The sequence below is a fragment of the Empedobacter stercoris genome, from assembly GCF_020281205.1.
In the GTDB taxonomy this organism is placed as follows: domain Bacteria; phylum Bacteroidota; class Bacteroidia; order Flavobacteriales; family Weeksellaceae; genus Empedobacter; species Empedobacter stercoris.
The window spans coordinates 1-15,642 of record NZ_JACXZC010000041.1; the positions used below are offsets into that span (position 1 = coordinate 1).

Annotated in this window: 16 protein-coding genes; 7 read left to right on the forward strand and 9 right to left on the reverse strand. The window is 29.3% G+C overall.

The genetic code is table 11. From position 1 onward, the window contains the following. Positions 1–62 precede the first annotated feature (62 nt). From IF125_RS13455 to IF125_RS13465, 3 genes are all read right to left on the reverse strand, one after another. Positions 63–1,925, reverse strand: coding sequence for a DUF3857 domain-containing protein (locus IF125_RS13455; RefSeq protein WP_225542832.1), 1,863 nt, complete (start codon positions 1,923–1,925; stop codon positions 63–65). 59 nt (positions 1,926–1,984) lie between these two features. Further along, positions 1,985–3,853: a DUF3857 domain-containing protein gene (locus IF125_RS13460; protein WP_225542833.1), complete on the reverse strand. Its 1,869-nt coding sequence runs from the start codon at positions 3,851–3,853 to the stop codon at positions 1,985–1,987. Positions 3,854–3,929: 76 nt separating this feature from the next. After that, positions 3,930–4,814 carry a TIGR01777 family oxidoreductase gene (locus tag IF125_RS13465; protein WP_225542834.1) on the reverse strand — a complete coding sequence of 295 codons (885 nt, stop codon included), beginning with the start codon at positions 4,812–4,814 and terminating at the stop codon, positions 3,930–3,932. A 43-nt stretch (positions 4,815–4,857) separates the two neighbouring features. On the opposite strand from IF125_RS13465, the gene IF125_RS13470 reads away from it, so the two are divergent. Continuing rightward, a complete protein-coding gene (locus tag IF125_RS13470) occupies positions 4,858–5,733 on the forward strand; it encodes an ion transporter (protein ID WP_225542835.1) in 876 nt (291 codons plus the stop codon). Here the strand turns inward: IF125_RS13470 and IF125_RS13475 are convergent. Both IF125_RS13475 and IF125_RS13480 read right to left on the reverse strand, forming a co-directional pair. Further along, positions 5,730–6,512 carry a YihY/virulence factor BrkB family protein gene (locus IF125_RS13475; protein ID WP_225542836.1) on the reverse strand — a complete coding sequence of 261 codons (783 nt, stop codon included), beginning with the start codon at positions 6,510–6,512 and terminating at the stop codon, positions 5,730–5,732. The two genes, IF125_RS13470 and IF125_RS13475, sit on opposite strands and share 4 nt — an antisense overlap. A 1-nt stretch (position 6,513) precedes the next feature. Further along, entirely contained in the window at positions 6,514–6,702 is a 189-nt protein-coding gene (locus IF125_RS13480; protein ID WP_225542837.1) for a hypothetical protein, read from the reverse strand. 26 nt (positions 6,703–6,728) lie between these two features. On the opposite strand from IF125_RS13480, the gene rlmH reads away from it, so the two are divergent. The 4 genes from rlmH to IF125_RS13500 are packed head-to-tail and all read left to right on the forward strand — an operon-like array spanning position 6,729 to position 9,528. After that, positions 6,729–7,202 (forward strand): 23S rRNA (pseudouridine(1915)-N(3))-methyltransferase RlmH, encoded by a 474-nt coding sequence (gene rlmH, locus IF125_RS13485; protein WP_171623720.1) that lies wholly within the window; start codon positions 6,729–6,731, stop codon positions 7,200–7,202. Beyond that, positions 7,195–8,028: a CPBP family intramembrane glutamic endopeptidase gene (locus tag IF125_RS13490; protein WP_171623719.1), complete on the forward strand. Its 834-nt coding sequence runs from the start codon at positions 7,195–7,197 to the stop codon at positions 8,026–8,028. The genes rlmH and IF125_RS13490 overlap by 8 nt, the downstream gene beginning before the upstream one ends. A 1-nt stretch (position 8,029) precedes the next feature. Next, a complete protein-coding gene (rdgB, locus tag IF125_RS13495) occupies positions 8,030–8,611 on the forward strand; it encodes an RdgB/HAM1 family non-canonical purine NTP pyrophosphatase (RefSeq protein ID WP_225542838.1) in 582 nt (193 codons plus the stop codon). After that, positions 8,608–9,528, forward strand: a complete 921-nt coding sequence (locus IF125_RS13500) for a ribonuclease Z (RefSeq protein ID WP_225542839.1) — start codon at positions 8,608–8,610, stop codon at positions 9,526–9,528. Before rdgB ends, IF125_RS13500 begins: the two co-directional genes overlap by 4 nt. A 43-nt stretch (positions 9,529–9,571) precedes the next feature. Here the strand turns inward: IF125_RS13500 and IF125_RS13505 are convergent, their stop codons facing one another. The 3 genes from IF125_RS13505 to IF125_RS13515 form a co-directional block, all read right to left on the reverse strand. Next, the gene (locus IF125_RS13505) at positions 9,572–12,613 is read right to left on the reverse strand and encodes an AAA family ATPase (protein ID WP_225542840.1); all 3,042 of its coding nucleotides are present in this window, start codon (positions 12,611–12,613) and stop codon (positions 9,572–9,574) included. A gap of 75 nt (positions 12,614–12,688) precedes the next feature. Then, complete coding sequence (locus IF125_RS13510) at positions 12,689–13,894, reverse strand: metallophosphoesterase family protein (protein ID WP_225542842.1); 1,206 nt, start codon at positions 13,892–13,894, stop codon at positions 12,689–12,691. A 2-nt stretch (positions 13,895–13,896) separates the two neighbouring features. Next, the gene (locus tag IF125_RS13515) at positions 13,897–14,052 is read right to left on the reverse strand and encodes a hypothetical protein (protein ID WP_188319036.1); all 156 of its coding nucleotides are present in this window, start codon (positions 14,050–14,052) and stop codon (positions 13,897–13,899) included. 154 nt (positions 14,053–14,206) lie between these two features. Between IF125_RS13515 and IF125_RS13520 the strand changes: the two genes are divergently transcribed. Together IF125_RS13520 and IF125_RS13525 are read left to right on the forward strand one after the other, a co-directional pair. Continuing rightward, positions 14,207–14,341, forward strand: a complete 135-nt coding sequence (locus tag IF125_RS13520) for a 30S ribosomal protein THX (RefSeq protein WP_171623714.1) — start codon at positions 14,207–14,209, stop codon at positions 14,339–14,341. A 156-nt stretch (positions 14,342–14,497) separates the two neighbouring features. Further along, positions 14,498–14,740 carry a hypothetical protein gene (locus IF125_RS13525; RefSeq protein ID WP_171623713.1) on the forward strand — a complete coding sequence of 81 codons (243 nt, stop codon included), beginning with the start codon at positions 14,498–14,500 and terminating at the stop codon, positions 14,738–14,740. 43 nt (positions 14,741–14,783) lie between these two features. Here the strand turns inward: IF125_RS13525 and IF125_RS13530 are convergent, their stop codons facing one another. Continuing rightward, a complete protein-coding gene (locus IF125_RS13530; protein ID WP_225542841.1) occupies positions 14,784–15,317 on the reverse strand; it encodes an outer membrane beta-barrel protein in 534 nt (177 codons plus the stop codon). Between the last annotated feature and the right edge of the window lie 325 nt (positions 15,318–15,642).

Below are 15,642 nucleotides of genomic sequence, written 5' to 3' on the forward strand. Positions count from 1 at the left end.
CAAATACGAATATATGTACTGTTTAAAATAAAGTTTTATTAGTCTAATCCTGTATCATTTTTTCAGGACGTTACATTCATTAAAATGACAATATCTTTATTCCTTTCCGCTATTTTAGTTAAAAATTCCGAATATTCTTTTAGTTCCTTACTGCTTATAATTGATTGATTAATCAATAGAATATAGGTAATTACAAACTCATTATTCACAACTTCTATCTGTTGTTTGTATTGTAATTTATTTCCAATGGCTTTAATTTCGTGATTAAATTTATCATATTTTAAAACAAAATCTTTTGGAATTTTAGATTTGAATTGAACAACTTTTTGAAACGGAAAATCTAATTCAACTTGGTATTTTCTTTCTTTTTCAATATTTAAAAAATTAAGCGCATCATTAAACGGAAATTCAAATCCAAAATAGTTGACCATTTTTCCTTTATTCACAAAAATTTTATTTATCGAGCTGTAATTACCTTGATTATTCAAATCCTCTGAAGAATATGTTAGCTCATTGAACATTGGAAAATCATAATTCTTTTGATTTTCTTTGTTAAAATAACCTTTGAATTTATTTAAAGATTTCATTTTAACCTCATCTCCTTTAAACTCTAATTCATTTATCAAATAACTTTCAGACAAGGGAGGTTGAATATTTAGAAATTCATTTGTACTGGTTTCAAGCTTCAAAACAAGTTGATTATAATATTCTGAATATGGAAAAACGACTTTTTCTTTGTAACTATCATCCGTTATTTTCAATATATTTTCATCAAAAAGATAAACTTGATTATCTACAATTGTCATTGTTTGAATATTAGAAATTCTCGAAACAATAGGAAAATCCATAATTAACCTTCCTCTGTTTCTAAAGCTATTAATAACCAAATGCGATTCTAAACCTTTTGATTTCAATAATCGATTAACGAGAACAACGAAATCCAAATTACTTCCAGTTTTAGTTCCTAATAAACCAGTTTTAAAATTCGACATTTTATCCACATAATTCGTTTCTATAAGCTTAAAATTCTGCTTAACGTAATCTATTACATTTTTATACGTTTCTAATTGCGAATTTCCATTATTAATTTTAATAGCGATTTCATTAAAGTCAACATTTCTTGTATTCGTTGCTATATTTTTAGCAAAAACTGATCGTAATGAAAGCCAGTTCGAAGAAGAAAAAATCGTTCCATGCCAATCTTGTTCAGCTGAATATTGAAAACCGATTGTTTCTTTAAAATCATTAACATTGTATATTTTATCAAACTTTTTTACACTTGCTACATTCTCTATTTCCCATGATTTATTCCCTTTTCGGTTCCCATATTTTTCATTCAACTTTTGCCCAATTAAAAAAATTCGATTATCAAAATCTGTGTGTATCCGAACATCTAATTTTGATTTCAATATTGGATAATCGTTTTGGAAATTCCATGGCGTTGCATATAGATTAGCTGTACGGGTTACTTCAGTTTCATACTCTATAATTGATCCTACTTTTACATTTGGAATCGCATAAATCAGTTGAATTGTATTTTCATCAATTGTTTCTTGTATAATATCTTTCTGATCCAACTTTGACACTACAACCTCACCTCCTATTTTATTATAAACCTGTACTTTATTTATTTTTACACGATTATATTTGTTCGTTGGATTAAAGCTGAATTTTAACATATTTCCTTCAATAGCATCTTGTTTTAAAATCTTTTTACGAACATGTTGTTTGAGCACATATCCATAATTTTTTAATTGCAATTCTCCATATTCTGAAAGGGTCACTGCAGATGCATCTTGTTCAAACGGGACAATGTTATAATTATATTCTTCTTCTGATATTTTACCAAATTCTAATTTAGTTGATTGAGAAAAAGCAAATTGACAAAGCAAAAAACTTAAAACAAAATAAATTTTATTATTCATACATCGTGTTAATTGATTAAATATACAAAAAATAGCACTGAAATCTCAGTGCTATTTAGTTAGTTCTTTTTCATTAAAATTTCTTTTAGAGATGCTGTTTTTACTTTCTCAAAAAATTGATTTAACTCGTTGTATTTTTCTGCTTCGTATACACCTTCTGGTAACAAAAATTGAATGGCTATAATCAACTGTCCGTCTTTTATTTTTGCCTCTTGATAATATTCTAAATTAAGTTCTATTTTATGATGAGTTTTGTAATTTTCATCAATCACAACTTCGTAACCTGCTGGTATTTTAGACTTAACCTGGATGTTAAATAAATACGGGTAATTAAATTCTATTTTGCGTTGACGATTTGTATCTTCAAAAGTATATTGTTTCAAAAACTCGCGCAAAGGATTAATAAATGTATAAAATGCAGCATTTGGAGTTTTAGTTTTAGATTTATATGATTTGACATAGGAATCGGTCTCAAAAATCAATTTATCACTTGATTCTTCATCTAAACGCATTTCTAAAGATTCTGTTAGAAATCGATTCAATACATTCTTTTCTTCGGCATTTTCATCATAAAAATATCCATTAAATTTATCTTTTCTATACAAAACTAAATTTCCATTGTTCAAGAAATCATATTTTATCGAAGATTCATAATAAGACAATTTCTGATTTAATTTCACAAATGAAGGCTCACCTTTTTTAATTACAACACCATGATAATTAAACACATCTAATGGACCATATTCGATTTGCTCTTTATTTAATTTTGACGCATCTAAAATAACATTTGCAGTTCCGTTATTCAATTTCACAACTGTCACAACAGAATTAAATTGATTAACAAATGGATAAGAAAATAAAATTTGTCCATGATGACGAGAACTGAACAAAACCAATGATGTTTCGAAACCTTTTGCCGTTAAAATTTCGTTTAATAATAAATTCATATCCGCGGTAGAACCTGCTTTCTCCTTCAATAATGTTCTATTGGAACGAGATGGAATTATTCCATAAAATCTGTTCCATTTTACATTAGTATCAATATATTCGATCACATTTCGCAAAGTTTCGACTTCATCTTTTCCATTAGGAATTTTTTGGGCAATTTCTCTAATTGCAGATGGATTTCTGTAGTTTTCGTACTGTGAATTAATATCTTGAATCAAGTCTTGCCAAGCATTCAATGTTGTTTTTTTAGCTCCATCTGTATGATAATTATCTGCCTGAAGTTTAATACGTTCACTTTGATCCTCAGGATTATAAACGTATTTTAATTGATTATAACTCTGAATATTATTCAAACTCCATTCAGATGAACTTGATTTATTTTTATATTTTTCATTTAAAGCATCTCCAATTGTAATAATTGAATAAGCGCTATAAGCTTTATTAATCAATCTGAATTTACTTGAAAGTGTAGGAATATCATGTTGGAAATTCCATGCGTCGATAGAAAAATTATGTTCGCTTCCTTTTACATAAGTGTACTCGATAATAGAACCAACTTTTACATTTGGAAACGTAAATCGTTTTGCAGAATACAATTCATTCAAAGAAATGTCAAAAATTTCTTTCTCATCAATTGGTATTACCTGCTCTATTCCATCTGAAATATTTATAGTATTTCCTTTGATTCCTGTAATAGATTCTTGTTTATTTTTACTATAATAATTCAATTGTATATTGGCTTGATCAACGCCTTTTTCGGTAAGGATTTTTATTCTACGCTTTACAGTCAAATAATAATTAGATTGTATCAAATCCATTTTTCCTTCTTCGGAAAGGATAACAGCATCTGCATCTTTTTCGAACGGCACCTGATTAAACGCTATTTCTTGCTGAGAAATTTTCCCTAATTTGAACTCTTTATTTTGAGCGTTAGAAAAGATTGTAAGTAGTAGAAAAAATAAAGTAAATATAATTTTCATGAGGATTATTTAAGATTACAAAAATACATTTTACAACATATTATATGGTTTAATTTCTTTAAAATTTTTAACAACTTTACACTAAATCTTTAAAAGCTTTCTCCAACGTAGGAAATTGAAATGTAAACCCTGTTTCTTCTATTTTGTTTGCATCAATTCGCGAACCTTTTAAAACCAAATCACTCATTTCTCCTAATGTTAATCTCATCACAAAACCTGGAATATTTGGAAGAAAAAATGGTTTATTTAGTTTTTTAGCTAACGTACGATTGAAAGTTGAATGATCGCTATGTTCTGGTGCAGATGCATTAAAACTTCCTTTTATATTTTCATTCTCTACTGCTTGAGCATAAATCTGCAACAAATCTTCGATATGTATCCAAGGCATCCATTGCTTTCCATCACCAAGATTAGCGCCTACACCTAATTGAATTGGTTTTTTCAATAGTTTGAAACCTTCTCCATTTTTTGCCAAAACCAAAGCTGTTCTTAAACAAACCACTCTCGCTCCTATTTCCTCAAATTGGTAAGCCGCATTTTCCCATGCTACACAAACTTTTGCTAAAAAATCGGTATTTGGTTCATCTGATTCTTTAAAAATTTTGTCTGAAGTAATTTGTCCATAATAAGCACTTCCTGAAGCTGAAATGAAAAATTTTAGATTAACATCAAGTTTATTCACATACTCAAAAAGTAAATTTGCTGTATCAACTCTACTTGATAAAATTTCTTCTTTATACCTTTTTGTCCACCTTTTAGCGATTAAACATCCAGCCAAATGAATAATTCCGTCTAAATTATCAAAAACCTTTTCATCAATTTTATTTTTATCCCAATGATAAAAAGGATGCTCAACATTTTTCTCTCTTGTTAAAATCCGTACTTGATGTCCTTTCTCAATTAAAATTTTCGCTAATTCTGAACCAATTAAACCACTTCCACCAGTTAAGAGAATATTCATACTATTTTTTTCCCTAATTTAGCTCATTCCAAAATATAAACCAATGTTCAAAGGTCGATTTCCTTACCTCAAAAAAATGGGTGCGGATGAAGAAAAAAAATTGAAACAAAAAATCTTCGATATAATTTTTGAAGCCGATACACCTTATGGTAAACTTTTCGACATTTCTTTATTATTTTTAATCTTAACGAGTGTTGGTTTGGTAATGTTAGAATCTATTCCAGCTATTAATGCAAGACATCATACGGTTTTAATTACACTCGAATGGATTTTAACTTGTTTATTTACACTTGAATATTTATTGCGAATTTATTGCGTAAAAAATCGTTGGCGATACATTTTTAGTTTTTATGGAGTCATTGATTTATTATCTATTTTACCATTTTATCTGGGATTATTCCTACCAACAAGCAAATATTTGGCGAGTATCCGAATTTTACGTTTACTACGTATTTTCAGAATTTTTAATCTAACTCGATTTACTCGAGGAAGAAATGTATTGGTTCTTGGTTTAAAAGAAAGTAAAGATAAAATCATCGTTTTTTTATCTTTTGTCCTTTTGATAGTTGTGGTTATTGGTTCAATTATGTATATGGTTGAGCATGATCATCCCGAATCTGGTTTTACAAGTATTCCGATTAGTATTTATTGGGCAATCGTCACCTTAACAACAGTTGGTTATGGCGATATTTCTCCAGTTACTGGATTAGGTCAATTTTTAGCTTCTGTTGTTATGATTATAGGTTATGGTGTTATTGCTGTTCCTACAAGTATCGTGACAATGGAAATGAACAAAGCATCAAAAACCAAAGACGATATTCCCAATAATACGGAGCGTTGTAGAAATTGTGGAGATGATTATCATCTTGATGGATCGGTCTATTGCAAAACGTGCGGACACAAATTAAATGAGCATTAAGATTTATCCAAATTAATAAAACGATTACTGTCAATATGATGGATATCTTCATAGTTTTTGGTATAATTAATCGACATATTCAATTCGTAACCAACTAACATCAAAATCACATTGATGTAAACAAAAATCATCATAATCATTACTAATCCAAGTGATCCATAAAGCAAATCAATATTGGTAAAATAACTTAAGTACGAATTAAAACCTATTACAGTTAACAAGAACAAGACTGATGTTAACAATGCACCTGGCAATACTGTACTTCTTGACTTTTTATGGTTTGGACCAAAATAGTACAACATACACATCGAGACAAAATAGAAAATAAATACGGAAAAATAATTGATAAGATAAGAAAACTGACCAAGTTTACTCAAAAAAGAAACGTTTGTTAAATACTTCCAAATAATAGATGTTGAGTAAGATAAAAAAACTTGTAAGACTATAAATACAGTAAAAAACAATGTCAATATAATCGAAATAACTCTCGATTTTGAATTTTTTCGTTTGACATAGACATCTTGATACGATACATTAAATCCATTAATAATTCCTTGTATTCCGTTAGATGACATAAAAATTGTAATCAAAATCAACAGATAATTTACTTTTCGTTTGCCTTGTAAAGCTGTCGTTTTATCGATATACGAAATCACTTCATTACTCACGTGTTTGGGTAAAATTTGCGGTAAAAATTGTGTAAAAAGTAATTCTTTTATATCGCCATAATAAGTCAAATGAGGTAATACACTAAACAAAAAAAGTAGAAATGGAAACATACTAAAAAAATAAGATCCACGAAACGGCTGCCGAACGCAACGGAAAATTCCCTTTCATGACGCGAATCCAAAAAACTCTCAAGAAATCATATACCGTGATGCTTGTATTTTTGTTCATCAATTTTGTTTTCGACCAATCTCGAAAATAATTTATTCCTGTATATGTTTTAAAATCTTGTAGAATGCGCATATTTTTGTCTCAATAAATAATTTTGAATGAATATTACGACCATTTGTATCGGTAAAACAGACGAAAAAGCCATCGAAATGCTATTACAAAAGTATGAAAATCGATTGCCTTCGCATATTAATTATCAAAGAATTGAAATTCCTGACATCAAAAATCGTAAAAATTTGTCCGAAATTCAACAAAAACAAAAAGAAGCTGAACAAATTTTGAGCAAAATCGTAAATACAGACTTTGTTATTATTTTAGATGAAAAAGGAAAACAACCAACTTCGAGGCAATTTGCAGATGATATTCAAAATTATATGAATCAAGCGGTCAAAAATTTAGTCTTTGTGATTGGTGGTCCTTATGGTTTCGATGAATCTGTTTACAACCGCGGAAACAAGAAAATGTCTTTATCCAATATGACATTTACGCATCAAATGGTTCGCTTATTTTTAACAGAACAAATTTATCGCGGATTTAGTATCTTGCAAGGTAAACCTTATCACCATGAATAAGACATCTCCTTTTGAAGAAATAGTTCAAAAAAATGAAAACAAATTGAATTTTGGAATCGGAAAAGCAATTTTATATAGTGCCGTCGCAGTAATTATAATGCAATTTGCTGGTGGAATTATCTCTATTCCTGCAATCTTTTACCAACCACTTAATCACGTTCTTTTACCATTAGGCTTTTTGACTGGAACAGTATCTGCAATTGTTATTTTATTGATGCTAACGCAAACAAAGTTTACGACAATTTTACAAGCTATTAAACATCCTTTTACCGCCATTCAACTTATTCTCTCTATTGCTTGTTGGCTATTTCTTTTGCCTTTAGCCGAAGTTTTCACAGGTTTAATTCCTACAACTGGTCCTTTAGAAGATATTTATAAAATCTTTCAAAGTTCTTTCGAAATGATGTTAGATTATAAAATCGCAGGATTTATTATGGTATGTCTTTTTGCACCAATTTTCGAAGAAATTATTTTTAGAGGAATTATTCTGAAAGGAATGCTAAATTATAAGGTCAATCCAACAATTGCAATTTTAATAAACGGTTTTGTCTTTGGAATGGCTCATATGAATCCATGGCAATTTATTGGTGCAGGGCTTTTAGGAATCATTTTTGGCATTGTTTACCATCGTACAAAATCATTGTTTTTACCCATTCTATTGCATTTCCTAAATAATACTCTTTCCTATTCGTTGATGCTGATACAAGGCGATATGGAAGGCGAAGTTTTTGCGCATAGAGATTATTTATTAATTGGTGGAATGACACTGATTGGAATTTTATCGGTGTTTTTATTAATGAAACAAACAGAACAAAAAACAATATAAAATGGAATTAATTTTTGCCACACATAACAACAATAAAGTAAAAGAAGTTACTAAAATGTTACCCTCTTACTTGTCGATGAAATCTTTGACAGCGATTGATTTCTTTGAAGAAATCGAAGAAACTGGTGAAACTTTTGAAGAAAATGCCTTGCTAAAAGCTAAAACTATCTTTAATAAAACAGGAAAAAATGTTTTTGCAGATGATTCAGGATTGGTTATCGAGGCTTTGGACGGAGCACCTGGAGTTTATTCAGCTCGATATGCTGGAACTGGAAAAGATGAAGATAATATTGCAAAAGCTTTGAAAGAATTAGATGGAAAAACAAACCGAAAAGCTTACTTTATTTCTATTTTCTGTTTAATTTTGAATGGAAAGGAATATTTTTTCGAAGGTCGTGTAAATGGAACAATTGCAACCGAAATTATGGGTAACAATGGTTTTGGTTACGATCCTATTTTTATTCCAGATGGTTTTTCAAAATCATTTGCTCAAATGACTCCTGAAGAAAAAAACGCAATTAGTCATAGAGGAAAAGCCATCGGAAAATTAAACAATTTTTTAACTAATCTAAACGTAAATTGAGTTTACAACTAACTATATTAGGATTTAATTCGGCGTTACCAACTGCTTATACGCATCCTACCGCTCAATTATTAAATATTGCAGAACGCTATTTTTTAATTGATTGTGGAGAAGGAACTCAAGTTCAGTTGCGAAAAGCAAAAGCTAAATTTAACCGAATTAATCACATTTTTATATCGCATTTGCATGGCGATCATGTTTTTGGTTTGATCGGATTAATTTCTACACTTCAATTACTTGGTCGCGATATGCCCTTGCATATTCATGGTCCAAAAGGAATCGAAGAATTTATTACCACACAATTACGCTTAACAGAGTCTAACAATTCTTTCGAAATTATTTTTAATGAATTACATACAAAAGAATCTGTTTTGGTATTTGAAGATGATAAAGTCGAAGTTTTTTCAATTCCTCTTAATCACCGTGTTTACACGAATGGATATCTTTTTCGAGAAAAGCCAAAACCTCGAAAATTGAATATGGATACCATTGAAGAATTTTCAGAAATCGAGATTTGTGATTATCAAAATTTAAAAAATGGTAGGGATTTTACGTTAGAATCTGGAGAAATCATTCCGAATGATTATTTAACGTTCGATGCGCAAAAATCGTTGAGTTATGCCTTTTGTTCTGATACTAAATATAAGCCTGATATTGTTCCTATTATCAAAGAAGTAGACTTGTTGTATCATGAATCAACATTCTTACACGAATTGAAAAATTTGGCTATATATACAGGACATACAACGGCAAAAGAAGCTGGAATGATTGCGAAACAAGCCAATGTAAAAAAATTAATTTTAGGCCATTTTTCTAATCGCTACCATGATTATAAACCTTTGTTAATCGAAGCACAACAAGAGTTTCCAAACACAGTTTTACCCGAATTATTGAAAACCATCAAAATCGATAGTTAATAAAATAAAAAGTCCTCAATACAATAACTATTGAGGACTTTCTTTATGAAATAACTTCTATTAAACTACCTTTTTCTTCATCTTTTGTAATTTGTAAAGCGACTGGAATTCGATCTTTCAACTCATCAACATGTGAAATAATTCCAACAATTCTGTTTTCTTTTTGCAGACTCATCAACGTTTCAAACACAATATTTACAGCGTCTGCATCTTGTGTTCCAAAACCCTCGTCAATAAAAAAGAAATTCTTATCTGACTTCGCATTCGTTTGTACACTTTCTGCCAAAGCCAAAGCCAAACTCAATGAAACTTGAAAAGATTGTCCTCCAGAGAGTGTTTTCACACTTCTCGAACGACCTTCATTCAAATAATCTATAATCTCAAAATCATTGTTGTCATTCATCTGTAAACTCAATTGATTTCTGGTCATTCGATGAAAACGAACATTTGCATTATCACACAGTTGTTTCAAATAAATTGACGATACATATTGTACAAAACCCGCAGAATTAAACAAATTTCGCATCGTTTGTAAATTTGTAGCACGCTTCTGCAACTTCTCTAATTCAATTAATAAATCTTTCTTTTCGGCATAGGATTTTGTCAATCGTTCAATTTCAGTTTTGGTTTTAGTTACAATTTCAGCAGTTTCCTTCAACTGTTTTGTAATTAAATTTAACTGTTCTTCTTGCGTTTTAAATACCATTTCATCAAAAGAAACTTCAGCTAATTTTTGTTCTAATTCTTGGATAGAACTTCTTAATGTTTCAAATAAAATCCTAAAATCTTCTAATTCTTTACGGATTTGAACCACATTCAACTGTTGATTTAAAACTTGCTTAACAACTTCTATCGATTGAAGCTGATGAACTTCTAACGCTTTATCAATTTGATGTTGATGTTGTTTTAATTCTTCATTCAATTCAATAATCTGTTTATCAATCAATTCAATTGATGTTTTTTGAGAAACTAATTTTAGATTTAAAGTGTTTAAATTTTCTGTAAATTGCTGATAATCATGTTCAACTTTAATGTTCTTAGATTTTAAATCAATTAAATCTTGTTGAACAGTTTCATTAGATTGTTGTTGAAAATCATCAAATTTCAAAACTTTTAAATTCAGTTTATTTTGTTTTATTTGAGAAGCTTTTTCTGCTTCCTCTACTCTAAATTTTTCTAAAAACTGTTTATATTTCGTCAAATTCTGACGTTCTTTCTCCAAAGATTCACGAAGTTTATCAAGTTCATTATTTTTATCTGTAATGGTTTGTTCCAACAAAATAGCAGCTTTCTTTTTTTCTTCAAAAGAGGTTCTATTTTTTGGATCAAAATCTTTCCAATTAAACAAATTCAAATGTTTTTCTTGTTGAATTTTCAACTCATTCAAAACCTGATTTTCTTGCGCTATTTGCTTTTCAATAAACTGTTTTTGATCTACAATTTTCTGAACTTCATTTTGCTTTTTTTGCAATGCTTTCACCTCATCATCCAACTGCGACAACTTGGTATTAACCGCACTTAATTTTGAAGTTACATCATCAACCTCAACTATATTTGGATGTTCCAAAGCTCCACATAACGGACAAGCTTCACCATCATGCAAATTATGCGCATAATGAGCTAATTTCTGCTGAACTTCTATGTCATTTTTCTGTTTTTCTAATGATTTTTTGGTTAATTCTAATTGATCAAAAGTGGAATTAAACCAATTTTCGGACGTAGAAATATCTATATTTTGTTCTTTTAACTGAAATTCGAAACTATTAATTTGTTGATGCTGACTTTCAATTTTTAAGTGTTGTTTTTCTATCGATTGATCTAAATTTTGGTGATGAACAAACCAATTTTCTACTTCTATCAATGTTTTCGAATCAATTTTTTTTGCCGAAAATGTTTTTAATTCTTTTTCGGATAGTTTGATTGATTCTTCTATTTTTTGCGCTCTTTGCTGAACTTCTTCAACTTCTTTTAACCCTTTTGCAGTTCTTTCTTTTAGTTTTTCAATTTCCTGAGAAAAAGCCAAAATCTGAACAATTAGTTCTAAATCCGATTCCTCTTTTCGCTTTGTTGGCAAAGCTTCGTAATTCGATTTAATTAAATCAAGTTGAGTTGAAACTTCTTTAATTTGATTTTCGATTAAAGCCAATTGTTTTTGTTGCGCTTCGACAGAATTCGACTTTTCTACAAGTTGTTTTTCAACTTGATTTTGACGTTCTAAAACTTGATGAAAAGCATTAAAAATCAATTCAAAATGATCCATTTCAACTTTACGTTGATCCATTTCAACTTTTTGAGCAGTAACTTTTTCGAAATCAAATTTCTTTTGTTTCAAATTCTCAAAATCAGATTTCAATACTTTCAGACGTTGAAACGATTCATTGATATGATGATATTCATCCTGAACTTGATTGTTTAAATTCGTTTGTTCGATTAAATTTTGTTCAAGTTCTTTTATTTTTTCTTCCGAAATTTCCTCAAAACCTGATAATTTTCCTTCTAATTGATTGAGATTCGTTAAATTTTTGGCATTTAATGACGAAACTTTGTCCTGTAAATCATAACGATGAAGACCAAAAATTTCTTTCATCATTTGAGTGCGATCTTTTGCGCCCAATTCGATAAATTCCTTGAATTGTCCTTGCGGAATAATAATTGTACGTTTAAAATTTTCGTAACTCAAACCAATTATTTCTTCAGCTTTCGAATGGTTTAGAGGAATCCATTCTCCCTCTTTATGTTCGTAAAAAACAACTGTCGGTGATTTAACATCTTCAAAACGTTTCGAATTTCGTTTGAATTCTCTTGTTGCTCTGAATAATTTTTGTTCGAAATTATAGAAATCAAACTCGATATAAGCCAAATTCGATTTCAGGTTCATCATATTGTATGCGCGTTTATCTTTAGAGTTTAAACGTTCTGTTTCGCCATACAACACATACATAATCGCCTCTAAAATAGACGATTTTCCAGAACCAACATTCCCGAATATTCCGAATAATCCTGCTTCAGTCAAATTAGAAAAATCAATCGTTTGACGTTCTTGATAGGAATAAAGTCCTTCTATGGTTAATTTTACTGGAATCATTTTTATGTTTAAGATTGAGATTAAGGATAAGGATAAGATTTCTTGATATTATAATATAGCTTCAGCAAATTCAATTTAACTATTCAAAACTTCATTAAACAAGTCTTTCATTTCGTCGTTTGGTTCTTGGTTGCCATTCTTCGATTTAAAATAATCAACAAACAATTCTTTTATATCTTTTGTTTGATCTGCAAATTTATATTCAACCGTTTCTATGGCTTGATTTTTCACTTTTGGAATCAAATGAATAATTCCACTATGGGATTGATAAATCAATTTTCGGTCTTCTGCTTTCAGAAACGTATCACTTTCTAAGGTTAATTCTACCAACGCATTTTGATGATTGTTTAACCATTCTACCGCATTATTTACCTCATCAAACGTTTTACGAATAAGCGGTTTTCCGTTTTTTAATTTAATTTGATGATACGAAACATTTTCATTTGGTTGCGCTTCGATAATCGAGACATATTTCGTTTGTCCAGCTTCCGAAAAACTATAACACAATGGCGAAGAACTGTAAATGACAGGTTTTTCTTCTGTCCCGATATTTTTGAAACCATGCAAATGTCCTAAAGCTGTGTATTGAATTTGAGGTGGAATTGCTTCAGAAAAAATCATATCTGCATTTCCAATTTTAATTGGTTTTTCACCTTCTGGTTCTTCTAAAATTTCAGCATCTTTTTGGTTCATATACAAATGCGCCATCAATAAATTGACTCCATTTTTATCGCAATGATTGTCTGCAATCGTTTTCCAATTAATTGCTAAAATTTCATTTAAGGCATCTTCTTTGTTTTCACCCAAATATTGTTTCAGACGAATTTCATTCGCATAAGGTGTATGTAAAATTCGAACAGGAAAATCATGATTATTTAATTTCAATTCAATCATTCCTTCGATAGATTTAGAAATTTTAAAATCATTTAGTTCAAATTCCTGAACTTTCGCGTTGGGATGACCTATCAAAATAATTCCACATTCACGTGCCAAAGGATCTGGAGCGTCTATTAAATTTGGCGAATCGTGATTTCCAGAAATCGCTACGACAGGACGTTTTCCATTATTCGAAAGTCTTTTTAACGTTTTATAAAATAATTCTACAGCTTCTACACTTGGATTAAAATTATCGAATAAATCACCTGCAATTAAGACAAGATCTACCTGTTCTTGCTCTGCAATTTCGACAATCTCATTCATCACTAAAATTTGTTCTTCTAAACGTGAAAAACTATCTAATTTTTTACCCAAATGCCAATCGGCTGTATGTAGAATTCTCATCATTACTCTTCCTTTTCTGGTTTCGTTTTATCGTTAAATTGTTGATTAATTGCTTTTAGTCGAGCTTTACGTTCGGCTTCGGCATCTTGTACTTTTCGTTTTTTTTGGTCTAATTTTTTTTTATGTGCTTTTTTATTGGCATCTGTATTTCGACTCATATTATTTTGTTCTAAAATTATACTTTATCTACGACAAAATATGTCGCAAAGTTAATTGAAATCTGAAAGAATTGTCAATCATTTGTTCAACTAAGTTAGAATTATTAACTTGGTTGGAAAGTAATCGAATTTATTAATTTTAAAACATTTGGTAATGGGAAAAGGCGATAAAAAATCGAGAAGAGGAAAAATTGTAAATGGCTCTTATGGTGTAAAACGTCCGAGACATAAGTATTCTTATGAGGAAGATATAGTTGAAGAAAAAACTACCCAAAAAGCTAAAAAGTAATTTTTGAAGCTGAAAATCAATCATGATTTTCAGCTTTTTTTATGCCAAAATTCTATTTCAGAATTCATTTAATTTATAGAATATATTGGTGTAAACTTCTTTTTTAAATGATTATGTTTTAGCTTTGAAGCCTTATAATTGGTAGGTTTAGGTAGTATGAGACATAATGATTTGGAAATTAACCGTTTGATTGAACGATTGGAATCTTTAGGAATTTTGGTCGAAAAAGTTGAAAGTTCTGGTTTTGGTAGTATGTTGAATTTTGAGATGACGTATCAACTTCCAAATGAAGATATTTCACAGAGCATTCACTTCAGAAGATATGATATTCAAGATGTTTTTTTACATTTTAAGAATACTGCTAACCAAAAAGGAAAATTACTTTTTGTTGATTTATAAAAAAAACCACTCAAAAATTGAGTGGTTTTAAAAATACTTTATTTTAAAATATATTATAACCTAATACAAATGAAATATTTTGCATTTTAGAACTACGCCATAGCATCTCTTCCATAATATTTTTATTAGTATATACTCTAAATTCTGTATTAAATCTATTATTAAAATTGTACCCTAATCCAAACACAAAATTTGTTCTAGAATTAATATCCATTGTTTTATATTTTTCATCACCTCTATATAAATTTAGTTCATTATCTAAATCTATACTAAACATAAACTGCGCATTAATAAATAATTTTGATTTACTATTTATAAAAAAATAATGTCTAAGACCAATAGGTATTTCTATAACACTATATTTTATTGAAGAAGTATCTTTGTAGTCTTCTCTAGCTACAACTTTAGCAAAATTTTGCTTATAGTAATTATAACTAGGTTCTATTATCGCACTCCATTTGTTCTTATTAAACGGAAAAACGAACTCTCCTTCTATCCCGATTGAAAAATTTGATAAATTATCAAAATCTATTTTTCTATAGTAAGATTCTTCAATAATTATTTTACTATTATTCAATCTAGGTCTTAACCATAAATTAAAATTTACTTTTTCAGATTTAGAATTCGAATTATATACAATTTCAGAACCTTTACATTGATTAATTTCTGTAAATAATTTTACTAATTCAGTTTCTCTATAATTAACTTTTTTAATTCTCTCGATTGAAACAGTTTCACACTTAAAGTTTTGCGCAATTTGTCCTTTATAACTTCTATTATAAGCATATTGACGTAAAGAAATTTCATATTTTTTATATATTAATTCATTAGCGTCCTAAACGTTAAAAGAAAGCGTAAAAACAGCGCGTAAATTTCGGATCTCAAATTATCTTTGAGTTGGA